The 24,989-nt window shown below is 67.7% G+C and carries 16 protein-coding genes, 1 other RNA gene and 1 pseudogene; 11 read left to right on the top strand and 7 right to left on the bottom strand.

The annotated features are described in order from the left end of the window. The first annotated feature begins 3 nt into the window (after positions 1 to 3). Positions 4 to 1,200: a bifunctional RNase H/acid phosphatase gene (locus OG714_RS35825; protein WP_406127322.1), complete on the top strand. Its 1,197-nt coding sequence runs from the start codon at positions 4 to 6 to the stop codon at positions 1,198 to 1,200. Here OG714_RS35825 and eda read toward each other — a convergent pair. After that, positions 1,192 to 1,818, bottom strand: coding sequence for a bifunctional 4-hydroxy-2-oxoglutarate aldolase/2-dehydro-3-deoxy-phosphogluconate aldolase (gene eda, locus OG714_RS35830; protein WP_406127324.1), 627 nt, complete (start codon positions 1,816 to 1,818; stop codon positions 1,192 to 1,194). The two genes, OG714_RS35825 and eda, sit on opposite strands and share 9 nt — an antisense overlap. Before the next feature lie 89 nt (positions 1,819 to 1,907). After that, on the bottom strand, positions 1,908 to 2,690 hold the full coding sequence (gene yaaA / locus OG714_RS35835) for a peroxide stress protein YaaA (RefSeq protein WP_406127326.1): 783 nt from the start codon (positions 2,688 to 2,690) through the stop codon (positions 1,908 to 1,910). 92 nt (positions 2,691 to 2,782) lie between these two features. On the opposite strand from yaaA, the gene OG714_RS35840 reads away from it, so the two are divergent. Further along, on the top strand, positions 2,783 to 4,213 hold the full coding sequence (locus OG714_RS35840; protein ID WP_406127327.1) for an RNB domain-containing ribonuclease: 1,431 nt from the start codon (positions 2,783 to 2,785) through the stop codon (positions 4,211 to 4,213). On the opposite strand, the gene OG714_RS35845 is transcribed toward OG714_RS35840, so the two are convergent. Then, complete coding sequence (locus OG714_RS35845; RefSeq protein ID WP_406127328.1) at positions 4,164 to 4,724, bottom strand: hypothetical protein; 561 nt, start codon at positions 4,722 to 4,724, stop codon at positions 4,164 to 4,166. The genes OG714_RS35840 and OG714_RS35845 overlap by 50 nt on opposite strands. Before the next feature lie 33 nt (positions 4,725 to 4,757). Then, on the bottom strand, positions 4,758 to 6,335 hold the full coding sequence (locus OG714_RS35850; RefSeq protein WP_406127330.1) for an FAD-dependent monooxygenase: 1,578 nt from the start codon (positions 6,333 to 6,335) through the stop codon (positions 4,758 to 4,760). 46 nt (positions 6,336 to 6,381) lie between these two features. On the opposite strand from OG714_RS35850, the gene OG714_RS35855 reads away from it, so the two are divergent. From OG714_RS35855 to rnpB, 4 genes and pseudogenes are all read left to right on the top strand, one after another. Then, positions 6,382 to 7,017, top strand: coding sequence for a TetR/AcrR family transcriptional regulator (locus OG714_RS35855; protein WP_406127331.1), 636 nt, complete (start codon positions 6,382 to 6,384; stop codon positions 7,015 to 7,017). Positions 7,018 to 7,066: 49 nt separating this feature from the next. After that, positions 7,067 to 7,897: a helix-turn-helix domain-containing protein gene (locus tag OG714_RS35860; protein WP_406127332.1), complete on the top strand. Its 831-nt coding sequence runs from the start codon at positions 7,067 to 7,069 to the stop codon at positions 7,895 to 7,897. An 85-nt stretch (positions 7,898 to 7,982) separates the two neighbouring features. Then, positions 7,983 to 8,702: pseudogene (locus OG714_RS35865) on the top strand (DMT family transporter); the annotation flags it as partial. A 124-nt stretch (positions 8,703 to 8,826) separates the two neighbouring features. After that, an RNA gene (gene rnpB, locus OG714_RS35870) (RNase P RNA component class A) lies at positions 8,827 to 9,242 on the top strand. A gap of 49 nt (positions 9,243 to 9,291) precedes the next feature. Here rnpB and OG714_RS35875 read toward each other — a convergent pair. Then, positions 9,292 to 11,475, bottom strand: a complete 2,184-nt coding sequence (locus OG714_RS35875; protein ID WP_406127334.1) for a UvrD-helicase domain-containing protein — start codon at positions 11,473 to 11,475, stop codon at positions 9,292 to 9,294. Positions 11,476 to 11,575: 100 nt separating this feature from the next. Here OG714_RS35875 and OG714_RS35880 point away from each other — a divergent pair, with 100 nt between their 5' ends. The 5 genes from OG714_RS35880 (at position 11,576) to OG714_RS35900 (ending at position 23,676) form a co-directional block, all read left to right on the top strand. Continuing rightward, entirely contained in the window at positions 11,576 to 14,176 is a 2,601-nt protein-coding gene (locus OG714_RS35880; RefSeq protein ID WP_406127335.1) for a DUF262 domain-containing protein, read from the top strand. Positions 14,177 to 14,308: 132 nt separating this feature from the next. Next, positions 14,309 to 14,812, top strand: coding sequence for a DUF4365 domain-containing protein (locus OG714_RS35885; protein WP_406127337.1), 504 nt, complete (start codon positions 14,309 to 14,311; stop codon positions 14,810 to 14,812). Positions 14,813 to 14,958: 146 nt separating this feature from the next. Beyond that, entirely contained in the window at positions 14,959 to 16,008 is a 1,050-nt protein-coding gene (locus tag OG714_RS35890) for a hypothetical protein (RefSeq protein WP_406127338.1), read from the top strand. A 172-nt stretch (positions 16,009 to 16,180) separates the two neighbouring features. Further along, positions 16,181 to 19,435, top strand: coding sequence for a DISARM system SNF2-like helicase DrmD (gene drmD, locus OG714_RS35895; protein ID WP_406127340.1), 3,255 nt, complete (start codon positions 16,181 to 16,183; stop codon positions 19,433 to 19,435). Beyond that, positions 19,432 to 23,676 (top strand): Eco57I restriction-modification methylase domain-containing protein, encoded by a 4,245-nt coding sequence (locus OG714_RS35900; protein ID WP_406127342.1) that lies wholly within the window; start codon positions 19,432 to 19,434, stop codon positions 23,674 to 23,676. The genes drmD and OG714_RS35900 overlap by 4 nt, the downstream gene beginning before the upstream one ends. 68 nt (positions 23,677 to 23,744) lie before the next feature. Here OG714_RS35900 and OG714_RS35905 read toward each other — a convergent pair whose 3' ends face one another. After that, positions 23,745 to 23,954 carry a DUF397 domain-containing protein gene (locus OG714_RS35905; protein WP_406127344.1) on the bottom strand — a complete coding sequence of 70 codons (210 nt, stop codon included), beginning with the start codon at positions 23,952 to 23,954 and terminating at the stop codon, positions 23,745 to 23,747. Beyond that, positions 23,951 to 24,820, bottom strand: a complete 870-nt coding sequence (locus tag OG714_RS35910; RefSeq protein WP_406127345.1) for a helix-turn-helix domain-containing protein — start codon at positions 24,818 to 24,820, stop codon at positions 23,951 to 23,953. Before OG714_RS35910 ends, OG714_RS35905 begins: the two co-directional genes overlap by 4 nt. Positions 24,821 to 24,989: the final 169 nt, after the last annotated feature.

Here is a 24,989-nt window from a genome sequence, read left to right on the forward strand (position 1 = left end):
GGCGTGCGGGAGTTCATCGTCGAGGCCGACGGCGGTTCCCGGGGCAACCCGGGTCCCGCGGGCTACGGCAGCGTGGTCATCGACGCGACGACGGGGGAGACGCTGGCGGAGGCGGCCGAGTACATCGGCGTCGCCACGAACAACGTCGCCGAGTACCGGGGCCTGTTGGCCGGCCTCCGCACGGCTCACGCCCTGGACCCCGCGGCCCGCATCCACGTCCGCATGGACTCCAAGCTGGTCGTCGAGCAGATGTCGGGCCGCTGGAAGATCAAACACCCCGACATGAAGCCACTGGCGGCACAGGCGGGCGGGGTCTTCCCGCCGGACCAGGTCACGTACGAGTGGATCCCCAGGGCCGAGAACAAACACGCGGACCGCTTGGCCAACGAGGCGATGGACGCGGGCAAGCGCGGCGAGCAGTGGATCGCAGGCGCAGCTCAGACACCTAAGGGGCGCGGGGAACTGCGCGACCAGCCCCCACCGGCCGCAACTGTGACCCCTGCCAAAGCCATCGCAGATACCCGCGCAGCCCGCAACGTAGCGACCCCCAGCGCAGGTTGGGCCCCCGCGGACATGGGCGCCCCCGCAACCTTCGTCCTCCTCCGCCACGGCGAAACCCCCCTCACCCCCCAGAAGCGCTTCTCAGGCAGCGGCGGCACCAACCCCTCCCTCTCGCCCGTCGGCCAGGACCAAGCCACCCGAGCCGCAACCACGTTGGCGGCCCGAGGCACGATCCAGCACATCATCGCGTCCCCCCTTACCCGGACCAGAGAGACCGCCGCAGCCGTAGCGGAGCGCCTCGGTCTCGACGTGACGATCGAAGAGGGCCTGCGTGAAACGGACTTCGGCGCCTGGGAGGGCCTCACCTTCGGCGAGGTACGTGAGCGCTACCCCGACGACCTGACCACCTGGTTGGCCGACCCCACGGCCCAACCCACAGGCGGAGGCGAGAGCTTCGCGGACACGGCAACCCGAATCGCCGCCACCCGGGACAAGCTCACCGCGGCCTACGCGGGCCGCACCGTCCTGCTCGTCACCCACGTCACCCCGATCAAGACGTTCGTCCAACTCGCCCTGGGCGCCCCGCCGGAGTCCCTGTTCCGCATGGAACTGTCGGCGGCATCGATCTCGGCCGTGGCGTACTACGCGGACGGCAACGCGAGCGTACGGCTCTTCAACGACACGTCCCACCTACGCTGAGCGCAGGGCCGCCGCCTCCCGGGCCAGCGCCTCGATCCGCCCCCAGTCCCGCGCGGCCACCGCATCCGCCGGGATCATCCAACTCCCGCCCACACAACCGACGTTGGGCAACGCCAGGTATTCCGGCGCGGAGTCGACCCCTATCCCACCGGTAGGACAGAACCGCGCCTGCGGCAACGGCCCGGCCAGCGACCTGAGATACGCCGTACCGCCCGCGGCCTGAGCCGGGAAGAACTTCATCTCCCGCACCCCGCGCTCCAGCAGCGCGACAACCTCGGACGTGGTCGACACCCCCGGCAGGAACGGCACCCCGGACCCCTGCATCGCCTCCAGCAGCATGTCCGTCCACCCGGGACTCACGAGAAACCGCGCCCCCGCCCCCACGCACTCCTTCACCTGCCCCGGAGTCAGCACGGTCCCCGCCCCGACCACGGCCCCAGGCACCTCACCCGCGATCGCCCGCAAGGCGTCCAGCGCGCCCGGCGTCCGCAAGGTCACCTCGATCGCCGGCAGCCCCCCGGCCACCAGGGCCCGCGCGAGCGGTACGGCATCGGCGACGTCCTCGATGACGACGACGGGCAGCACGGGAGCGAGATCGAGCAGGGAGGAGGGAGCCATGGCCTCATCTTGCCGAGGCGATGCAGTACACGCAAAGCCCATTGCGCACACTGCAACGAGTCCTCGGCCTTACCGATCGGGCGGGGTGCTCAGTGAATCTCGTCCACCAGCACGTCCAGCGCCCAGGCCCGCCCCGCGTGCGTGGGCGCCTCCGCCTCCACCTCGTACCCCAGGTCCCGCAACGCCTCCACCAGCTCACCCGGCGTCCCCGGCGCGGCCGACGCGGCCAGCAGACTCCGCACGATCCGCCCCTTCGTCGCCTTGTTGAAGTGGCTGACGACCTTCCGGGTCGGCGCGTGCAGCACCCGTACGGTCGCCGTCCGCCCCGCGACCTCGCCCTTCGGCTTCCACGCCCCCGCGTACGCCGAGGACCGCAGATCGAGGACGAGCCCGTCCCCGGCGACCTCGGGCAGCACGGCCGCCATCGGCGCCCGCCAGTGCGCGCCCAGCGCCCCGAGCCCCGGCAGCCGTACCCCCATCGAGCAGCGGTACGACGGGATCCGGTCCGTCACGCGCACCGCGCCCCACAGCCCGGAGAACACGAGCAGCGAGCGCGCGGCCCGCTTCTTCGCGGCCGGTTCGAGGGAGGCCAGGTCGAGGGCGTCGTAGAGGACACCCGTGTAGATCTCCCCGGCGGGCCGCGCGCCGGCCGTGCGCAGGTCGACGTTCTTCGCGATCTCGCCGCGCAGGCCCTCGCTCAGGCCGAGCACCTCGCGTGCCTTGTCCTCGTCGGCCGCGCACAGGTCGACGAGTTCGTCGAGTACGGCGGCGCGGGCGTCGGCGAGTCCCGGCAGCGACAGCGACTCCGGCTTGAGGGGGGCACCGCGGCCGGAGGAGGCCTTGCCTTCGGAAGGAGGCAGCAGGACGAGCACGGCGGGTTTCTCCTTAGGGGACTTCTGGCTTATGTGGGGGCCTGCGCCAGCGTAAAGGGTGCGGGCCTGCGGATTGTGCCTACGCTCGTGTCATGCCCAGCCGCCGTATCCGGGTGACCGGCACCGCCGAAGCCCCGCTCCGCGCCGCCCTCGCCGCCCTGCGCACCGAACTCGGCGTACCCGAGACCTTCCCACCGGAGGTGCTCGCGGAGGCGGAACGCGCGGCGAAGTCCCCGGTGCCGCCCGCCGAGGACGCGACCGACATCCCCTTCTTCACCATCGACCCGCCCACGTCCATGGACCTGGACCAGGCGATGCACCTGTCCCGTAGGGGGAGCGGTTTCCGGGTCCGGTACGCCATCGCCGACGTCGCCGCCTTCGTGATCCCGGGCGGCGCGCTGGACGCGGAGGCCCACCGCCGCGTGACCACCCTCTACTTCCCCGACGAGAAGACCCCGCTGCACCCGCCCCTGCTGAGCGAGGGCGCCGCGAGCCTGCTGCCGGACGTGACCCGGCCGGCGGTGCTGTGGACGATCGACCTGGACGCGGACGGCCGTACGTCCGCCGTCGACGTCCGCCGGGCCCTCGTGCGCAGCCGGGCCAAACTCGACTACGCGACCGCGCAGCGGCGCATCGACGCGGGCACCGCGGAGGAGCCGCTCGCGCTGCTCAAGGACATCGGCGAGGCGCGCGAACGGCTGGAGGCCGAGCGCGGCGGCATCTCCCTCAACGTGCCCGAGCAGGAGATCGTCGAGCGCGACCACACCTACGAACTCGTCTACCGCGCCCCGCTCCCCGCCGACGGCTGGAACGCCCAGATCTCCCTCCTCACCGGCATGGCCGCGGCCGACCTGATGCTCACGCACGGCACGGGCGTCCTGCGCACCCTGCCCACCGCCCCGGACGGCGCGGTCGGCCGGCTCCACCGCACCGCGCACGCCCTGCACATCGACTGGCCGCACCACATGGCGTACGCCGAACTCATCCGCTCCCTCGACCCGCACCTCCCGCACCACGCGGCCTTCCTCCAGGAGTGCACGACACTGCTGCGCGGCGCGGGCTACACGGTCTTCCGCGACGGCAACCTCCCGCCCGTCACCACCCACGCGGCCGTCGCCGCCCCCTACACCCACTGCACAGCGCCCCTACGGCGGCTGGTCGACCGCTACGCCTCCGAACTCTGCCTCGCCCCCGGCTCCCCACCCGCCTGGGTTCTCGCCGGCCTCGACGCCCTCCCCAAACAGATGGCCGACGGCACCCGCCTCGCGGGCACCGTCGAGCGCGAGTGCGTCGACATCGTCGAGGCGGCGTTGCTGAAGGACCGCGTCGGCGACCTCTTCGACGGTTACGTGGTGGACGTCGAGGAACGCCAACCCACCGTGGGAAAAGTCCAGTTGGACACTCCGGCCGTCGTCGCCCGCCTCGAAGGCGGCATGACTCCACTGCCGCTGGGGGAGCGCCTGCGCGTCCGCCTCACCCAGGCGGACCCGGGGACGTCGAAGGTACGGTTCGCGCCCGCCTGACCGCGTGCAGATGGGCCTGAAGGGTCGCTACGACGAGTTCGGCGTCGTCGGCGTGGAAGTGGACGGTGTCGACCTCCCGCCGTCGGCCGAGGAGCGTGAAGTGGGTGACCGGCTCGGCGAGTTGAAGGGTGACGGAGGTGCGGAAGCCGACGGGAAGGTCGAGTTCGCCGTCGGACCGGCGTCGGGCCACCCGCAACTCGCCCTCGGCGGAGGCGATATGACCCAGCGGGACGATCACGTCGGCGCGGGCGGCCCGCCGGAGCCGTAGCGCACGGGTGTCCGTGTCCAGCAGGTGCGGGCGGGCGACGGAGGACGCGTGCAGGGCGGCGACGGACGCGACCGCGAACAGGCCCAGGACCGGCACCACTTGGTGGAGCACCGGCCAGTCCTGCAGCAGCACCGACATGGTGAGCGTCTCCAGCACGCACGCGAGCGCCGACCCGGCCACCATGGCCCGTCGCGCCCGCTCATACCCGAACACCCGCCCGCCGCCTGCCCAGTTGGTCCTCATGGGGTCAGTGCAGATGCTGACGTCGGGGGAGTGTCAAGCGCCAAGGGGCGCGCCGAACCACAGCCGTAGAGCTTCCGTCGGATCGTCCTCGGTGCTGTCCGTGTCGGCCGCCCATGCCGTGATCCCGTCCGGGCGCACCAACAGCCCGGACAGCTCCGGGTGTTGCGGGGAGGTGGTGGTGAGGACGTCCACCAGACCCTCGTAACCGGCCGCGCGGGCACGGAGTTTGGGGTCGTCGGTGAGGTCGAGGAGGAGGGCGCGGCCGGTGTGGAGGTGGTCGGCGAGGTGGGTGGCATCGGCGAGTTCGAGGTCGGGGGCGCTGCGGCCGGTCAGGGGGTGGTCGCCGGGGAGGTCGTAGCGCTGCCAGACGCCGGAGATCTTCTTGACGAAGTGCGTCGTGCCGTCCACTGTCCCCGCGAGATCGGTGATCACCTCGCGCAGGGCGCGGGAATGGGGTTCGGGCCGCATCACCGCGATCTGGGCGCGCGTCCAGTCCAGCACCCAGGCGCCGATCGGATGCCGCTCCGCCGTGTAGGTGTCCAGCAGTTCCACCGGGGCCCGGCCGCTCACCACCAGGGCGAGCTTCCAGCCGAGGTTCATCGCGTCCCCGACACCGAGGTTGAGCCCCTGTCCGCCGAACGGCGAGTGCACATGCGCCGCGTCGCCCGCGAGCAGCACCCGGCCGGAGCGATAGGTGTCCGCCTGACGGCAGTTGTCGGTGAAGCGGGTCGAGGAGCGCACCTTGTGCACGGTGACGTCGACACCGGTCACCCGGCGCACACTTGCCTGCAACTCCTCGGTGGTGACAGGGGATTCGCGGTCGGCGGGCGGCCCGTCGAACTCGACGGTGAGCACCCGTCCCGGCATCGGACCGTACGCGTACGTCCCCACGTCGGTGGTGTTCCAGCCGCTCCGCAGCGGCTCGGTGCCGGTCATGTCGGCGATCGCCTGGTAGCCGGTGATCTCCGGTGCGGTACCCGGGAACCGGACCCCGGCGAGCTTGCGCACGAGGCTGCGGCCGCCGTCGCAGCCGACCAGCCAGCCGGCGCGGACGGTCCCCGGCGCGGAGCCGTCGGTGGGGGCGAGGTGCACGGTCACCCCCTCCTCGTCGGTGTCGAAGCCGGTCAACTCGACCTGCCTGCGCACCTCGACGCCGAGCCGGTCGGCGTGCCGGCCGAGCAGCCGCTCCAGCGGGGCCTGCGGGACGAGCCCGACGCGCTCGACCGGGCCGAGGTCCGCGAAGGCGGGGTCGGAGTCGTCGAGTAGATCGGCCCGCAGCATGATCCCGGAGAAGTGCCCGGCGAACCTCGGCGGCGGAACGGGAGTGGCGCTCTCGCTGCCGCCGTGCGCCCGTGTGAACTCCTTGAAGCGGTTCATCGCCTCCTCGTGCACCTGGGTCAGCTCGGGCAGCAGGCCCCGGCGGTAGAGGGCGACGGCGGTGGTGGAGTTGATGCCGCCCGCCTTGATCGTCTCGCTCACCTCGGCCAGCCGCTCCACCACCAGCACCCGCGCCCCGCCGAGGGTCAGCTCACTCGCCAGTACCAGCCCCACCGGACCGGCGCCGGCCACCACGACGTCGTAGTTCGTGTCGGTCTTCGTGTCAGTGTCCATGGCTAGAGTGTAGTCACTAAAAAATTATGTTCGCTACACTGTTCTCATGAACGATCGTGAGGGCGAGACCGAGCTCCCCCTGAGAGAGCGCAAGAAGCGGGCGACCCGGCAGCGGATCTCGAACGTCGCCACGGACCTGTTCAAGGCGCGGGGCTTCGACCAGGTCTCCGTGGCGGAGGTCGCGCGGGCCGCCGAGGTGTCGACGATGACCGTCTTCAACTACTTCCCGCGCAAGGAGGACCTGTTCCTCGACCGCATCCCGGAAGCGGTCGAGGTGCTCAGCGGGGCGGTACGCCACCGCGCCCCGGGCGAGACCCCGCTCGCCGCGTTGCGCCGCCTCTCGCTCGAACTCCGCGACCAGCACCACCCGTTGGCCGGCCCGAACGACGCCTTCCCGGCCTTCTGGCAGGTCGTGATCGACTCGCCGGCCCTGCGTGCCCGGGCCCGCGAAGGCCTGGAGGAGATCGAGAACGCCCTGTCCGACGCCCTCGCCGAGACCGCCCCGGACATCCCCGACCCCGCCCTGGCCGCGGCCCTGATCGTCGCCACGTACCGATCGGTGTACGTCACCACCGCGCGCTGCCTGCTCGCGGGCGAACGCGGGGAAGGGCCGGCCGAGGACCACCAGGTACGGATGACCGCGGCCTTCGACACACTGGAACGGGCGCTCACCCCGGCATGACAGGCGGCCCCGGCGCGTTGCACCCTGTGGAGAAGAGGGGGTGCGGCCGGTGAGCCCACGTGAGCAGGCACTGTGGACGAGGGCGAGACTGGGCCGTTGCGGCCCACCCCTCGACCTCCTGACCGCCCGCTTCGACCGGCATGTCTACGCTCCGCACGCGCACGAGGAGTTCACGATCGGCGTCTGCGTCGGCGGCTCGGAACTCATCGACTACCGCGGCGGCCGCATCCGTGCGACCCCGGGCTCCATCGTCGTACTCGCGCCCGGCGAAATGCACACGGGCGGCCCGGGCAGCACCACCGACGGCTACGCCTACCGAGCCCTCTACGCCGATCCGGCCCTCCTCACCGACGGCATCCTCGGCGCCGCCCTCCCGCACTTCCGCGAGCCGCTCCTCGACGACGCCGAACTGGCCGTAGCACTGTGCTCGGCGCACACCCAACTCAGCGCCTGCCCGGACCCGTTGGAGGCGGAGTCCCGCCTCCCATGGCTCCTGACGGCCCTCGCCCGTCGCCACTCGACAGCGCGCCCGGCGCCGGACGAGATCCCGGGCGCGGCCTGGGTGGCGCACGCGGTGCGGGACCGCCTGGCGGACGAGCTGCTCACCCCTCCATCGCTCTCGTCCCTGGCCGCGGACTTCGGCCTGTCCCGCTACCAACTCCTGCGCGCCTTCCGTACGACGATGGGGATACCGCCGTACGCCTGGCTCGCCCAGTACCGGGTGACCCGGGCGCGCGGTCTGCTGGACGCGGGCGGGCGGCCCGCCGAGGTGGCGGCACAGGTGGGCTTCGCGGACCAGGCGCATCTGACGCGGTGGTTCCGGCGGGTGCTGGGGGTGACGCCGGCGGCGTACCGCAACAGCGTTCAAGACTCCCTGTGAGGGGTCGGCGGAAACTCGCCGTATGACTGCACGCGGCTGGTTCCTGTTCTCCCTGATGGGAGTGGTCTGGGGCATCCCCTACCTGATGATCAAGGTGGCGGTGGACGCCCCGCTCTCCCCGTCCATGGTCGTCTTCACCCGCTGCGCCCTGGGCGCCGTACTCCTGCTTCCCTTCGCCCTGCGGCAGGGCGGTCTGACCCGCACGGTCCGCACGCACTGGCGCCCGATGCTGGCCTTCGCGTGCATAGAGATCATCGTCCCGTGGTTCACGCTGACGGACGCGGAACGGCACCTGTCCAGCTCCACGGCGGGTCTGCTGATCGCGGGCGTACCGATCGTGGGCGTGGTCACGGCACGCTTCTTCGGGGACGCGGAACGACTGGGCACCCGGCGTGTGGCGGGCCTGGCGCTGGGCCTGGCCGGGGTCACCGTCCTCACGGTCCCGCACCTGACGGGCGGCGACGCGCGCTCGCTGGCGGAGGTGCTGCTGACGGTGCTGGGCTATGCGACGGCACCGCTGATAGCGGCCCGCTACCTGAAGAACGTCCCGACACTCCAACTCACCGCCCCGTGCCTGGCGTTGGCGGCGATCGTCTACGCCCCCGCGGCAGCGGTGACTTGGCCCTCCTCGGTCCCGTCCCCGCAGGTCCTGGCGTCCCTCGCCGGCCTGGGAGTGATCTGCACGGCGGTGGCGTTCGTCGCCTTCCTGGAGCTGATCAAGGAGGTCGGTCCGACGCGTTCGACGGTGATCACGTACGTCAACCCGGCGGTGGCGGTGGCGGCGGGGGCGCTGTTCCTGGGCGAGAGCCTGACCCTGGGCATCGTGGTGGCCTTCACCCTGATCCTGGCGGGGTCGGTGCTGGCGACGGCGGGGTCGGGCGCCGGTCCGCGAGGTGGCGCCCGCCCGGTAGCATGGTCGACACGGCAGACGAGCCGGGCGGACGGTCGCGTGGAGTGCCCCTAGGGGGACTTCCCGAGGAACGTCCGGGCTCCACAGGGCAGGGTGATGGCTAACGGCCACCCGGGGTAACCCGCGGGACAGTGCCACAGAAAACAGACCGCCGGGGATTTCGGTCCACGGTAAGGGTGAAACGGTGGTGTAAGAGACCACCAGCGCCTGAGGTGACTCAGGCGGCTAGGTAAACCCCACCTGGAGCAAGGTCAAAAGGAGCCGCCTCTTCGCAAGAAGGGTGGCTCTGCACGGACGTTCGAGGGCTGCCCGCCCGAGTCCGCGGGTAGACCGCACGAGGCCGGTGGCAACACCGGCCCTAGATGGATGGCCGTCGCCGGGAGGACCGTGAGGTCCTCCCGGACACAGAACCCGGCGTACGGCCCGGCTCGTCTGCTGTTGGGGCTCCGAACTGGGCTTGTGGCCCTGCGCGGAGCCCTTCGTGTCAGTTGGCGCTTACTGCTGTTAGGAAGGTGCTGGGTTGACCGTGCCACGAGATACGCAGCGCCTCACGTGCCCGGGTGCAAGCGACGAACAGCAGGCTCAACTCACTCAGCATGTCTTCTCGGTGCTGCTGAGCATCGATCTCTTCCGCGGTGACCGCGCTGCGCATGGGGACGACACCCTCACTGACGCCGGCGACAGCCATGCACCGGAACTCAAGGCCCTTCATGCGATGCATCGTTCCGATGCGGATTCCGTCATTTGTCGTTGAGGACGCGCCGAGAACGGTGGCCGGTACGCCTGCTTGCCGCAGAGCTTGCGCGATGTCCTTGCCCAGCTGGATGAAGCGTACGGCGACCCCTACTTCGCGCGGTGCCACGCCAGCTTTGACCCAATCATGGATCTGGACCACCAGGCCTGCGATCTCCTCGGGTTTGCTGTCAGCCCCGCTGGTCTGTGGCTTTGCGCCGTGGAGTGTGGATCGATATCCGATGAGGGCCTCGTCTCCGCCGTCCATATCGTCGACCCGCTCTCCGGTGAGGAGGGCCGTGGACCAGGCCAGGATTTCCTGGGTGGTGCGGTAGTTGATGCGTAAACGGGCGGAGCGCCCGGTCACCGAAATTCCGAGGCTGCGGAGTGACACCTTGTTTCCATATATCCGCTGGTAGGCGTCGCCCGCGATGAACAGATCGTCCGGCCCCGATGGGACCAGAGCTCGGAGCAGCCGCCACTGCGATGGGTGAAGGTCCTGAGCTTCGTCGATCACCACATGCCGGTAGCGACGCGGTTCTCCCTGCTCGTCGAGGAGATGAGCAGCTTCCGCGCACACCTGGAGGAAGGTCCACTCGTCTATCTGGCGCAACTCATTGGTGAAGGCTTCGATGGCTCGCCATACCTGCGCCCGTTTCAGAGGTCCTAGGGCAGTACCGCGTCCACCACGGGAGGCTTTGAGATACGCCTCGGGCGATCGCAGGTCCTGCGCGAGCACGACGTGCCGCCACTCCTGGTCGAGGAACGCATCGGTGAAGTCGATGCCGAGGCGACGAGCAATGCGTGCCCAGCGCGCTGTGACGTCTCGTTGACCTGTGACGATCTTCAGCGGGGCTTTGCGAGCCGCTCTCACGATTTCGTTGGCCAGTGCGTCTATGTTGACGACGCGGATCTTGGCGCGCAATTGAACATCGGGGATCAGTAGTTCAAGGCTGTGGCGGAGGTCCGCGGCGAGATCCCGCGTGTAGGTGGTCAGCAGGATCGACTCGTCCGTGGCGTCACTCGGTAACTGTCGTGCCAGGTGCAGCGCACGGTGGAGGGCGACTACTGTCTTTCCCGTCCCAGGACCGCCTGTGACGCGTGCGGGTCCGTTGTACGAGGACCTGTAGGCCACGCGCCGCTGACTCGGGTGGAGGAACACCCGCCATGCGTCGAAGGGCTTGGCCAGAATCTCCATCAACTCGGTGGGTCCGGAGACGAGAGCGATTCGTCCCTGCGAACGGGCCATGGCGACAGACAACTCGTCGTGAGTCTTCGGCGCGCTCGACTCGTCCTTGCCCGCGACGGCACTGATCTGTTGGGAGACGCTGGGCCCAGCGTGCTCCAGCTGAACCTGGACCACCTCTCGCCATACGTCTTCCGGCTCCATACCGGCGGCGAGACCGGCCAGAACGTCGTACTGCTGCTCAGGAAGGACCTTCCTCAGCGCATCCAGATGTGCCTCCGTGGCCAGATGCCTCAAGAGGGGCAGTAGGTCGGTATCGACCCCCAGCCGGGTCAACTCTTTGTCGCTGACGTGTCCGAAGAGTCGCTGGGTATCGGTCGAGGCGAGGCTCCGTACGCCGGCGGTCGCCCGCTCCAGGGCGACGTCGTTACGAAGCTCGATGCCCTGAGTGGCTGAATTGATGGTGGCACGATGCTTGACCGCCCAGGCAATGGCGTCGTCGTGCGGCATCACTTTGAGCAGCAGGAAGCTGTCGCCGGACTCGGGGGCGAGGACGACACCACGCATGAACTGGTTGATCCGGATGGTCCGGATGCGAGGGTCGCGTGCCTTCTCCAGTTTTTCGAGATGCAGACCGGCGTGCCGGTGCTCCTGGAATTTATCGAACACTTCACGGACGCGCCTTTGGACTGGTTTTTCCAACTTGGCGAACTCCATCAGGAAGTCCTTGTGGATTCCCAGCGTCGCCATCAGCGCCCCCGCTCTGCGGTCCGTCAGTTCTCCTGATCACCGTACCCGGATGGGGAAGAATGGCCACCTGGTCCGGAACACTCGGGGGGAGAACAAGCGCGTGCATGCTCAAGAGACCACGTTCAGCAAGCTCGTTCAGGGCGAGAAGCAGTTCCAGGTTCCGCTCTACCAGCGCACCTACAGCTGGCAGCGGGACGAGCTGCAACAACTGTGGGACGACGTACTGGAGCTGGTTGAGGACCAGTTGGAGGGAAGGCCGCCTACCGCTCACTTCTTGGGCTCTGTGGTCCTGGCGCCCGGAAGGATCACCGCGGGTGGCATGCAGCGCTGGCTCGTTGTCGACGGTCAGCAGCGGCTCACCACGCTGATGCTCGCCTTCACGGCCTTGAGGGACGGCCATCGGGCCCGGGGTGCGGACAAGAAGGCCGCCCGGATCCACGACCTCCTGTTGGTCAACAGCTACCGGGATGGGGACGATCACTACCGCCTGCTTCCGACGCAGGCCGATCGGGATGCCTTCACTGCCTGTGTGGAATCCTCGCCGAAAGCCGGCGGACCGGGAAATGTCGGCGGCGCGTACCGATTCTTCCTTGGGGCGCTCGCCGCAGGTGAGGAGAGCGGTGGTGAGGCATGGACAGACACTGTGGAGACAGTGCTGAGCGGCCTGCTGTCCATCGTCGAGATCACCGCGGCCGAGGGCGACAACGTCTACCGGATTTTCGAGTCGATCAACAACACAGGCGTGGGCCTGAGCCAGAGCGACCTGCTGCGCAACTACCTCTTCATGTGTCTGCCGAGTCGCGGCGAGTCGGTGTACCGCAACCTTTGGCTGCCCATGCAGGAGCAACTCGGCCCGGAGAATCTCGAACTACTCGTCTGGCTCGACCTGGTGGTGGGCGGTAACAGCCGGGCCAAGCAGAGCGAGGTCTACCGTGACCAGAAGAAGCGTCTGGAGCCGTTGAGTGGCAATGAGACAGCGCTACAAGTAGAGATCGACACGCTTGCCCAGCGGGCCGGACGACTGAAGCGGATTCTGGAGCCCGACCTTGAAGGCGACCTGGAACTGCGCGAAGTACTGGACAGACTCACACGGTGGGGCGGTCAGACTCACTATCCCCTCGCCCTGCATCTGCTTGACCTGGTAGACGCTGGTCAAGCCACAGCGCACGAGGCGGCACTGGCGTTGGCGTACGCCGAAAGTTACATGGTGCGACGCCTGTTCGCCGGGCTCTCTACGACCGGCAGTAATCGAGTCTTCATGGAGCTGCCCAGAGAGCTGGAGAAAGAGTTGGGCAAGGACGGCTCCCCGGCGGAAGCCGTCCGCCGGTTCTTGTCGAGGAACAAGACGGGGGCGCGGGCCTGGCCAGGAGACGAGGCTGTCCGTGAGGCGATTCGCACCCGGCCGTTCTACAAGTTCGGCCGGAGTAACCAGCGGTCCCAGGTGCTCCGCAGACTGGAGGAGAGCTACCGTTCGAGCGAGCCTGTCGACTACGCCAAGGCGAAACTCACGGTGGAGCACGTGCTGCCGCAGAGCCCCGCTCAGCAATGGTTCGAACTGCTCGCCGAGGAAGCCGAGGACGGTCAGAGCTCCGATGAACTGCATGCGCTGCTCGTTCACACGCTGGGCAACCTCACGCTCTCCGCGGACAATGCACGGCTCTCGAACCACCCCTTCCGGCGTAAGCAGGAGATCCTCGACTCCAGTGCCCTGCGTATGAACCAGGGAATCGCCGCGCAGGAGCGGTGGGGCAGGACGGAAATCCTCGCCCGCGCTGATGAACTGGCCGAACGGGCAGTGCAGTTGTGGCCCGGTCCCATCGAGGGCATGGTCCATGCCGACGACGAGTGGGTCGGCTGGAAGGAGCTGAGGGCCGCGCTCCTGGCCATGCCTGCGGGGACGTGGACGACATACGGGGACGTCGCCGCGCTGATCGGTACCCATGCCGTAGCAGTGGGAAGTCACTTGGCGTCCAAGCCGGGATTGCATGGTGTTCACCGAGTCCTGACAGCCGATGGTCGTGTCTCGGAGGGCTTTCACTGGGCCGCAGGTGACCAGTCAGTGGACCCGCAGACTCTCCTGGAAGCCGAAGGCGTTCCTTTCGACGATTCGCGTCGCGCTCGTCGGTCTCATCGGCTGACCAGCTCGGACCTGGCCACTCTTCTCGGCAAGGAGGTCGCTGGCGACATCTTGCCGACTCACGATCTGGACGAGGAACAGCAGGCAGCCGCTGCTCGTTTCGAAGCCCAACTGCGTGACAACCAGACGCCGGAGACTGTCAAAGGGGTAGGAGACGCGCTGCGGTTCTGGGAGCAGCAGGGAGGCTATCGCGCCTACGGCAAGGCAAGCGAGACAAGTTGCTTCCCGACTCTCGATGTCGGCAACGCGCTGGAATCGCGGAAGCTGTGGCCGCTGGCGATCTATCCGGTCACGGGCACGGTCGAGACTGTCTTTGAGCACCTGAAGCGGCGCCCACCCTTCGACGACGAGCCTCTGCGGCGTGAGTTGATGGCCAGGTTGAACAAGATCGACGGGATCGATCTCGCTGAGGCAAAGCTGGACCTGCGTCCCTCCTTCCCAGTGGAGGTCTTCGCCGCCCGCAGCGACGAGATCTGCGCCGTCCTGGAATGGTTCGTCCACACAGTGGCCTTGGCGGAGGCTCGACGGCCGATGCCGGACGATGACGGATCCGCCACGGTTTGACACCTCGGGGGCTGGCCGGAACTCGGCCTTTCTGGAAGATCGTTGCTCGAGTAACCTGCGCGGACAGTGAACGGTGTGTCACTCCGGGCGTAGGCGCGTGACGGGTGGCCTGCGACCGGAGCGCGGGGGCGCATGGAGCTCAACAACCACCAGGGCTGGTACGGGGAGACGTTCGTGGCGGCCATAGCCGCCGCGGCCGGCTTCCAAGTAGCCGTTCCCTACCCGGACATCGGCAAGGACCTCATCCTCGGCCGGGACCACGAAATGCCGGAACTGGATGTGCAGATCGCCCTCCAGGTGAAGTCACGCCGGGTCGGCGAGTTCACCTCGACCGACTCCGGATTCAAGATCTCTCTGCCGATCGAGCAGTTCAAGAGACTGCGGGGTCGCAGGCAGGTTCCGTGCTACTTGGTGATGGTGGTGGTCCCCGCCGATCCACAGATGTACATCCGCGTCAATGAAGGATCTCTGGTCCTGCACCACTCGGCGTACTGGCTGTCCCTGGAGCACCACTCCATGCCGGTCCAGCAGGGGCAGAAGACCCTCGCTGTCACTGTGCCGCGCGACAATCTGCTCACAGTCGACGCTCTGCGCGAATTCTTCGACCGTGCGTGCGAGGAGGTGCCCGTGCCATGACCGCCGTCGGAGTACCCGAGCGAGAGCTGGCGCGCCTGCGCCCAGACGACGTGGCTCACTACTTACGCAGCAGAGGATGGACACCGGGCAGCCGGATCCGCTATAGCCGCCGTTGGGAGCGGGAATGGGGAGGGCAGCGCCACCGTGTGCTGCTCCCGCTGGACAGCGAACTCGCGGACTACACGGACCGGATGGCAGACCTGATCGATGCGCTGTCCGCCACGGAGGGGCGTCCGCCCTCGGCCGTCCACCAGGACATGACACTGACGGGTCTCGACGTGCAGTACATCAGGACCATGCCACGCACGCCGTCGGGCACGATCCCGGTGCAGGATGGCGTACTGGCCGTGACCAGCGCTCGGGATCTCCTGATGGCCGCGGCCTGCGACACCGTCGCAGAGGAGCACCGCCTTGTGCAGCCGCGACGCAAGCCACAGCGGGCAAAGGACTTCGTGGAGAGCGCGCGGTTTGGCCCCAGCGCTCCGGGAAGCTACATCTTCACAGTCCAAGTACCCCTGCCCGAGGCCACATCGGAAGGTTCGCTCTTCGAAGATGTCCCCGAACTGGACGTGGCTCCGGAACCGTTCGCCCGCCAGGTGTCGCGCAGAATGTACGAAGCGGTGACAGCGGCACGTACCGCGGCGGAGCGCGCGGCGGTTGCAGACGACTCCGCCCCCTTCGCGGAGGGTGTGGAGGACGGAATTTCCGCCGATCTGTGTGAGGCGCTGGCCGGAATCGGCGGGCAGGACAGTCGTAACTTCCAGACAGGGACCGGCAATCGCCCACCAGGGCATGGTTTCTCACTCGACTTCACTTGGTCACCGAGATGGCCGGTGCCATACGAGAGTTCGGTCGCGGAATTCCCTCAACGTCTCGTGCCCGTTCTACGGGAAGGCGCGCAGGATCTCCGGCGCCGAGAACCGGACCTGGGCGTCACCATCGTGGGCCGTCCGACCAAGCTCAAGCGTGTCGCCGACTTCGGGCCCGGCGAGGTCACCGTGGAGGGCCGGCTGATGAATGAGAACGGCGACCTTGTCGGCCAGCAGCGCCAGATCCACCTCCACCTCACGGAAGAGGACTACGACCGGGCCACCGACGCCCACCGCGACCGGCGCGACCTGAAGATCGAGGGCGATCTCACTCGCCGCGGCAACTTCCACGAGTTGATCAGTCTGACCAGCTTCGACGTGCTGTGACGAAACCTGTACCGCCTGTATGAGGCGGTGCCACAGTAGGCGCAGTGATTCGGCGCCGAGCAGTGAGTGCCGGGGCCCTGCCCGAGTGCGTGTTTGAATTGCTGTCTTTGACGGGATTCGCCCAGGCCGACGCAGTACCAGGCCAGAGCGGTGTAAGGAGCGCGGAGAGCCGATGACGACTTCCTCGACCACCGACTTGGCGGGAGTGGCGCAGCGGGCGGTCCGCCGCCGCGGTGACGCCCAGGACCCGACGGCAGTCCCCGAGATCAGCGACCTCGTCGAGGTACGGGGCCAGCGCTGGGTGGTGGCCGACGTGGACCTCGGTGAGTCGGAGAAGTTGGATGGCGGCGCGAGCAGGGGCACCACGCTGGTCACCCTCAACAGCGTCGAGGACGGCCGTTACAACGACACCCTCTCGGTCATCTGGGAGGTCGAGCCGGGGCGGCGCAGGCTGCCCGCCGGCTCCTTGCCCGATGTGACCGCAGGCAGTTTCGACCCGCCCGAGCGCCTCGCCGCTTTCCTCGACGCGGTCCGCTGGTCGGCGGTGACCTCCGCGGACGTACGCACGCTCCAGGCGCCGTTCCGCTCCGGTGTTGCCGTAGAGCCGTACCAGCTGGAACCCGTATCACGCGCTGTCGCCGCACCGCGCGTGAACCTGCTCCTCGCCGACGACGTCGGCCTCGGCAAGACCATCGAGGCGGGTCTCGTCGCGCTGGAGCTGATCCTGCGCAACCGCGCCCACAAGATCATGATTGTCTGCCCGGCCGGCCTGACCGTGAAGTGGCGGGACGAGATGGCCGAGAAGTTCGGCCTGGACTTCACGATCATCGACTCCGAGCGCAGTGCCGAAGTACGCCGCAGTCACGGCAGCGCGGCCAACCCCTTCAACATCTACCCACAGTGCATCGTCAGCCTGCCCTGGCTGCGCGGCCCCAAGGCACAGCGTCTGCTCGCCGAAATACTCCCGGCCGAGAACACCGACGCGGCGACCCCCACGAAGCGCATCTTCGACCTGCTCATCCTCGACGAAGCGCACCACGTCGCACCCTCCGCGCCCAAGCAGCTCTACCCCGTCGACTCCCAGCAGACCAAGCTGATCCGCCGCCTCGCGCCGCACTTCGAGCACCGGCTGTTCCTGTCGGCCACCCCGCACAACGGCTACCAGGAGTCGTACACCGCCCTCCTGGAGATCGTCGACAGCCAGCGCTTCGCCCGCGGCGTCGAGCCCGACCCGGCAGCGGTCAAGGACACGGTCGTACGTCGCCTCAAAGCCGACATCCGCGAGCCGGACGGCACCCGCCGCTTCCTGGAGCGCACGACGGTCGCCCTGCCCGTCGAGTACACCGACGACGAACGCCGCATCCACGGCCTCCTGAAGCAGTACGCCCAGCTGCGCCGTGCCAAGCTCGGCACCCGCTACAAGGGCGGCCGCAAGGCCGCCGACCTGGTGACCCTGCTCCTTAAGAAGCGGCTGTTCTCGTCCCCGGACGCCTTCGCCCGCACCATCGCCGTATACCTGGACACGCTCCGCACGAAGAAGCAGCAGGCAGCCGAGGAGATCGAGGATTGGCAGGAGACCTTCTTCGACGACTACGCGGACTACGACGACGAGCCGCTCGCCGAAGCCGAGGATGACGCCATCGCCCGCGCCACCACGCTCCAGCCGAGCACCGACAGCGACGAGGCCGGCCTCCTTGAGGAGATGCAGGACTGGGCACAGCGCCACCAGGCCCAGGCCGACTCCAAGGCCCAGGAACTCATCACCTATCTCAAGGCCAACTGCCTGACAGCGGACGGCAAGCACTGGCTCAACGAACGCGTAGTGGTCTTCACGGAGTACCGAGACACCCAGATCTGGCTCCAGAACCTGCTGCGTGACCATGGACTCGGCGGCGACCGCGTAGCCCTCCTGCACGGTGGCATGAACACCGACGACCGCGAGCTACTGCGCCTCGCCTTCCAGGCCGAGCCTGCCGAGAACGAGGTACGCATCCTCCTCGCCACGGACGCGGCCAGTGAGGGCATCGACCTCCAGCGGCACTGCTACCGCCTGGTCAACTACGACATCCCGTTCAACCCCAACAAGCTGGAGCAGCGCATCGGCCGCATCGACCGCTACGGCCAGCGCACTGCCCCGCAAATCGTCCACTTCATCGGCAGCGGCTACGAGAAGGCAGCTGACAACTACGAGGCTGACCTCGAATTCCTCGCCCGCGTCGCCAACAAGGTCGCACGCATGGAAGAGGACCTCGGCAAGGTCAACGCGGTCCTTGCCGATGCCGTACAGCGCAGGATGACCGGCGACCTCGGTGCCGACTTCGACGTCGAGCGGGCTGAGGCGTACGCCGGCCGAAAGGCGAAGCGCGGCGGCAATGTGACCGCAGAGCGTGACGTCCAGGCACAGGCACAGCGTCTGAAGGATCAGGTCGACGCCACCGTGACCACGCTCGGCATCACGCCGTCAAGGATCGCTCGCGTAGTCTCCACAGCTCTACCGCTCGCCCGGCAGCAGGACATCAGCCCGGTCATCGACGAACGCGAATTCGCCCCGGGATTCTACGAAGTTCCCACACTGACTGACTCCTGGGAGCGGGCGGGCCAGGGCCTGGCGGACAAGCTGCGCCCCGAGATCCAGCGACCCATCACCTTCGACGCGCAGAGCGCCAAGGGTCGTGACGACGTCGTCCTCGCTCACCTGGGGCATCCCCTGGTCAGCATGTCCACGCGCCTGCTCCGCGCGGCCGTATGGAACAAGGACCAGACCGGCCTCACCCGCGTGGCCGCCGTCGTCAGCGACCATCCGGAGCTGGAGACCACCCTCGTCGGAGCCTTCGCTCGCTTCGTCCTTGTTGGCGCGGACGGCGTACGCCTCCACGAAGAGGTCCTCCAGGCAGGCGGCTGGCTCCGCGAAGACGACACGACAGGCGGCCAGGTCCGCTTCAACCGCCTTGAGAAGATCACCTCGTTGCGCGAGATCCTCGACAACGCGCTCGCCAATGCCACCAAGGCGTCCACACTCCTTGAGCGCCGACTGACCGATGCCTGGCCCCACGTGAGCGAACCCCTGGTGTCCTCCCTCGAATGGCGTGCCCGCAACCGCCAGACCGCGCTGGAGGGCCGTCTCGAAAACCGCCGCCGGGAGGAGACGGAGCGCATCGCCGCCAACATCGACGCCTTCCGCGCCTCGCTGCGGGCCGCCATCGGTAAACCGGCAGAAGAGGAAGAGGACGGCCAGTTGGAGCTCGCCTTCGACGAGGCCGAACAGCAGAGCCGGGACCGTGAGAACTGGGAGAAGAGGCTGGATGCCCTGGAGAGCGAGAAGGAACGCGAGTTCGCCTCGATCGCCGCACGCTACGCCCAGCCCAAACCGCTGCTCTTCCCCGTCGCCGTCGTTTTCGTCGTTCCCCGCCGGGAGGCCGTGAAGTGAGCACCACCGTCCGTACGAACCACGGCCGCGGACGCGCCCGCAGCGGGGCACCACTCCCCGACGGCAGGCAGCAGCACCTGGACTGGCTGAGCCTGGTGGACGTGTCGGGACCGTTCCTGACGCTGCCCGTGCTGCTGAGGACCTGGCAGCAACTCGACTCGATCGACAAGCCGACGCGCGCGCGGCTGCGTTACGAACACGGTGTCTGGCTGTCCGACCAGGAGGCGGGACAGGAGACGTGGATTCGCTTCCTGCTGAGTGAACTCCTCGGCTGGGGAGACGCGTTGAGGGAAGGCGAGGCACTGACCGAGGCCCTCGCTGTCGACGTCCCGGAACACGACGAGCGGGTTGCCCCGACATTCGCGCTGCTCGACCCGGGGGCGGATGGCGAAGGGCGCGACACGGCGGGGCTGGTTGCCGGCACTTCGATGCTCGGTCTGACGGTCCCGGCGGGGCAGCACCCGGCTCGCCGCATCCCGGACTCACCTTGGTCGGCCACACCGATCGACCGCATTTCTCACCTGTGCCGTCACCACGGTGTGGAGCTGGGCCTGGTGACGGACGGCCGCTGGTGGGGTCTGGTGTGGGCGCCACGCGGCGGTGTCACCACGTCGGCCGTCTTCGACACGGTGGCCTGGACGGAGCAGGCCGAGCGTGTGGTCGTACGAGCCTTCGTGTCGCTCCTGAACAGGCGTCGCTTCTTCTCCGTCGAGGACGACCAGATGCTGCTCCCGCTGCTGCGGGAGTCCCTGGACAACCAGGAAGACGTGACGGACGCTCTCGGCGTCCAGGTCCGCCAGGCCGTCGAGCTCCTGGTGGAAGCCATCGGCCGGGCTGACATCAGCGAGCGCGCCAAGGGCGGTCGTGGCCTCGCAGACGTCCCCGCGCAGGAGGTCTACCGGGGCGCGGTCGCCATCATGATGCGGGTTGTGTTCCTGCTCTTCGCCGAGGAGCGCGGCCTGCTCCCGAGCGACAACGCGCTGTACACGCAGGCCTATTCGGCAAGCCGCCTCGCCGAGGAACTGGAGCGGAGGGCCAGGGAGACCACCGAGGAGGACCTGGAGCAGACACGGGCTGGCTGGCATCAACTCATCGCCCTCTTCAACGCGGTGTACGGGGGTGTGGATCACCCCAAGCTCACCATGCACGCGTACGACGGCTCGATCTTCGACCCGAACGCCTATCCCTGGCTGGAGGGGCGCGGTACGGGCGAGGACGACCCGACCGAGCCCTTGCCCATCGACGACCGAACCGTCCTCCACATGCTCCAGTCTGTACAGCACGTCTCGATCGGCACGGGCAGGAAGCGGGAGCGGCGCCGGCTGACGTTCCGGACGCTGGACGTCGAGCAGATCGGCTACGTGTATGAAGGCCTGCTTTCGTATCAGGGGCGGCGGGCCGAGGACACGGTCGTCGGGCTGGTCGGGAAGCCGGGGCTTGAGGCGGAGGTGCTGCTGTCCTGGCTTGAGACGAAGGCGGCCGGTGTCCGGGAGCCGGCGGACCTGGGTGCGCTCCTGGCGGAGGAGTACAACAAGACGACCGGGATCGGGAGTGCGGCCAAAGTCGCCAAGTCACTTGCTCCGCTGGGCGATTCGGAGCGCGAGGCAGCACGAAAGAAGCTGCTCGCCGCGACGGGCGGCGACGCGGAGCTGACGGAGCGGATGCTGCCGTTCTACGGGATCATCCGGCGTGATCTGCGCGACCTGCCGGTGGTCATCCGGCCGGGCGCGCTGTATGTCACGGAGTCCGCGCTCCGAAAGAACACGGGCACGCACTACACGCCCAAGTCCCTTGCGCAGAAGGTGGCTGACGGGGCGCTGGAGCCGTTGGTGTACGAGGCCGAGCACGGGCCACTGACGACCTCTGACCGTTCGCAGTGGCGGCCGAAGCCGTCGACCGAGCTGCTGAAGCTGAAGGTCGCGGACATCGCGATGGGTTCGGCGGCGTTCCTCGTGGCTGCCTGCCGGTACCTCGCCCATGCGTTGGTCGAGGCGTGGGCGAGGGAGAAGGACGCGCGGGCTATCGCGTATCTGGAGGCGGCGGGGTCGTTGTCTGCGTCGGCTGTGGACGCGGAGGCCGATCCGGTGATGGTCGAGGCTCGGCGACAGGTTATTGAGCATTGCTTGTACGGGGTCGACATCAACCCGATGGCCGTGGAGATGGCGAAACTGTCGCTGTGGCTGGTGTCGATGGACCCGGAGCGACCGTTTACATTCCTGGACGACCGGCTGGTGGCTGGGGATTCGCTGCTGGGGATCACGTCCGTGGAGCAGCTGGAGGCCATGCATCTGGATCCGGTGCGGGGGCGTCGGATCCATGGGGACGGGATCGACTTCACGGGGGGTGTGCGGCGACTGGTGCGTGAAGTCGCTGATGAGCGGCGGAAGTTGGCGGGGATTCCGGGGGTTGGGCTGGAGGAGCTGTGGGAGAAGCGGGCGATTCTGGCTTCTGTGCGGGAGAAGACTCGGCAGGCCGGGGTATTTGCGGATTTGGTGGTGGGGGCGGCTTTGGCGGGGGCTGGGCGGGGGGATAGGGAGCGGGATCAGCTGGCGTTTGAGGCGGTTACGGCGGCTCATGCGGTGGTTGATTCGGGGGGTGACGAGATTGTGGCTGCGGGGGAGTTGCAGCGGGCGGAGAGGCTGGCGCGGAAGTGGCTGGCTACGGGGCAGCCGGAGGGGGCGTTTGATCGGGAGCCGGTGCATTTGCCGCTGGTTTTTCCGGAGGTTTGGGACGAGCGTGACGGGTTCGATGCTGTGGTGGGAAATCCACCATTCCTTGGTGGCAAGAAGCTCACGGGGGCATTCGGCGATTCTTACCGTGAGTACCTGGTTGATGAGTTGGGGCACGGTGCCAGAGGTAATGCAGATTTGGTCGCCTACTTCCTCTTGCGGGCACACGCATTGCTGAATGGAATCGGGCAGGCAGGACTGATCGCAACAAACACGCTTGCACAAGGCGACACCCGTGAGGTGGGACTCGATCAGCTCGTCGCGGGTGGCGTTTCGATCCGGCAGTCGGTGAAGAGCACGCCATGGCCGTCTCGGAGCGCGGTGCTGGAGTACTGTGCTGTGTGGACGACCAGGGCGGAGTTGGCCGATGGCGGGTTGCGAATCGCAGATGGCGTGCCAGTAAAGGGGATTACGTCTTCGCTGGATGAGAAATCCCGTGCGACGGGCTTGGCAGAAAGGCTCGTTGAGAACGCGGGTGTCTCGTTCATCGGATCCTACGTCCTGGGCGCAGGCTTCTTGCTCGAAACGGAGGCCGCGCAGGTGTTGATTGCAAACGATGTTCGCTACCGGGCGGTCCTGTTCCCCTATTTGAGCGGCCAGGACCTAAACTCTACTGCCGACGGTTCGGCAACCCGCTGGGTTATCAACTTTCATGACTGGAGCGAAGAAAGGGCTCAGCAGTATCAGGACGTATTTCGAATCATCGATCAGGAGGTGAAGCCGGAGCGGCGTCGACGCAAGCCGGACGGATCGTTCGTGCTCCGCAAGCCGCTGCCCGAGCGGTATTGGCAATACGCGGACAAGCGGCCTGCTTTGGTGAACGCGACTGCGAACCTGCGACGCGTGCTGGCTATCACGCTCCATACGAAGACTGTCATGCCAGCCTTGGTGAACTCGAAGCAGGTGTTCTCGCATGGGCTTGCTGTATTTGCTTCGGACGACACGGGAATGCTGACGCTGCTCAGCAGTGCGCCACATTACTGGTGGGCCATCAGCCGAGCGTCGACCATGAAGGGCGACCTTCGCTACACGCCTTCCGATGTTTTCGAGACATTCCCGCGCCCGGAGATCACCCAAGAACTCCGGGCCCTGGGAAACCGACTCGACGAGCGCCGCCGCGAGATCATGCTCACCCGAGGTGGCCTTACCGCTACCTACAACCTTGTCCACGACAAGACCTGTTCGGACCCAGACGTCAGCGAACTCCGCGAGATCCACCGAGCAATCGACGAAGAAGTAGCGCGCGCCTACGGCTGGCGCGATCTCCTTGACCAGCCCGGTGGCCTCGACCATGGCTTCCACGACACCCGCCAGGGCCCCCGCTACACCGTCGGCCCCGTCGTCCGCCAAGAGATCCTCGACCGCCTCCTCGAAGAGAACCAGCGCCGTTACCAGGTTGAGGTGGGCGCGGGTCTCCACGCCACAAAGCAGCCCAAGAAGGCCACCCCAGCTAGGCTCAAGAAAACGGCTCGCCCCAAGCTCCCTGCCGAGGATCCCCCGAGCCTCTTCTGACCCAACTCCAACAAAGGTGTGGCCTCGGCGAGTTGCCCGCCGGAGCCACGACTCATCTGCTGTGCCGCTCAGTCCGTCCCGCGCATGTGTGCGACGAACGCCGTCCACCCCTGCGAGGCGAAGCCCAGGCGGGGTCCTCGCTTGTTCTTCGAGTCGCGCACGTGGACCGTGCCGACAGCGGAGGCAACCTCGACGCAATCAGGGCCTTCGTTGCTGCTGTAGCTGCTCTTGAACCACTCCAGTCCGGCAGCGCCGTCGGCAGAGGGCTTGATCGTCATGTCTCTCCCAGCACTTTCTCGATGAACGCCAGTGACTCCCGTGGCGTGAGAGCCTGCGCGCGGATAATCCCATATTGGATCTCCAAGCGGCGGACCTCCTGTCGTTCGGGAATCACGCGACTGAAGCGCTGCACCTCGACGTGCCCCACCTTGGGGCCGTGATGCGGGTCGATCAGACGGAATGGGCCGCCCAGTCCAGCATGGTCTTCACGGCCTGTCGGCATCACCTGGATCTCGACGTTCCGCAACTGGCCAACTGCGAGCAGCCGTTCGAGCTGCGTGCGCATCACCATCCTGCCACCGAGCGGGCGTCGTAGCGTCACCTCTTCTTGGACGAAGCTGAGGATGGGGGAGGGCTCCCGTTCCAAGACCCTCTGCCGCGCCATTCGTGCTGCGACGTACTGCTCGATGGTCGCCTCGTTCAACGTGGGACGGCGCATCTCGTAAAGCGCCCTCGTGTAGTCCTCGGTCTGGAGTAGGCCGTGGATGTGGAGAGAGGCGTAGGCCCCCATCTCGGCCGCATCCGCCTCCAGACGAGCAAGATCCCGCACCTTCTTCGGGTACCGGATCTTCTCCACGTCCTCCTTGAACTCCGCCAGCATCCCGCTCGCCCCCAAGGCTTCATCCGCCTTGTCGAGGAACACCGGCTTGGGTATCCGCCGCCCCCTCTCAACCGCAGACACCTGATGCTCGGTGTACCCGATCCGGCGGCCCAACTCGGCCTGTGTCAGCTCAGCCCGCTCTCGCCATCGCCGCACATGCCGCCCCACCATCTCCAGGATCTCGGACATCCCCTCGTCCCAGTCCTGCTCCTCCTCCAAGCCTCCCGTGCTGCCACCTGTCTCCTCCGACTCCGTACCCGCCATGCCAGTCACCTCCGGCCGTACCGTCATCACCCCGCACACACCTGACACCGCTTCATCGCGCACGCAGTCACGCCCGACAGCCCGGACAACCTGCCAGGACAGCCCGACAACTACGCTCCGTATCAGCTTTGTCACTGTTCAAGATAGGCACGCTCGACCACGCTGAGTG

This window comes from Streptomyces sp. NBC_00989, from assembly GCF_045162655.1.
Taxonomy (GTDB): Bacteria; Actinomycetota; Actinomycetes; order Streptomycetales; family Streptomycetaceae; genus Streptomyces.

Coding starts and splice junctions, on each gene's coding strand:
- eda (WP_406127324.1), bottom strand. CDS start 1,818: ATGGCTCCCTCCTCCCTGCTCGATCTCGCTCCCGTGCTGCCCGTCGTC.
- OG714_RS35840 (WP_406127327.1), top strand. CDS start 2,783: ATGCCCAGCCGCCGTATCCGGGTGACCGGCACCGCCGAAGCCCCGCTC.
- OG714_RS35845 (WP_406127328.1), bottom strand. CDS start 4,724: ATGAGGACCAACTGGGCAGGCGGCGGGCGGGTGTTCGGGTATGAGCGG.
- OG714_RS35850 (WP_406127330.1), bottom strand. CDS start 6,335: ATGGACACTGACACGAAGACCGACACGAACTACGACGTCGTGGTGGCC.
- OG714_RS35855 (WP_406127331.1), top strand. CDS start 6,382: ATGAACGATCGTGAGGGCGAGACCGAGCTCCCCCTGAGAGAGCGCAAG.
- OG714_RS35875 (WP_406127334.1), bottom strand. CDS start 11,475: ATGGCGACGCTGGGAATCCACAAGGACTTCCTGATGGAGTTCGCCAAG.
- OG714_RS35885 (WP_406127337.1), top strand. CDS start 14,309: ATGGAGCTCAACAACCACCAGGGCTGGTACGGGGAGACGTTCGTGGCG.
- drmD (WP_406127340.1), top strand. CDS start 16,181: ATGACGACTTCCTCGACCACCGACTTGGCGGGAGTGGCGCAGCGGGCG.
- OG714_RS35905 (WP_406127344.1), bottom strand. CDS start 23,954: ATGACGATCAAGCCCTCTGCCGACGGCGCTGCCGGACTGGAGTGGTTC.
- OG714_RS35910 (WP_406127345.1), bottom strand. CDS start 24,820: ATGGCGGGTACGGAGTCGGAGGAGACAGGTGGCAGCACGGGAGGCTTG.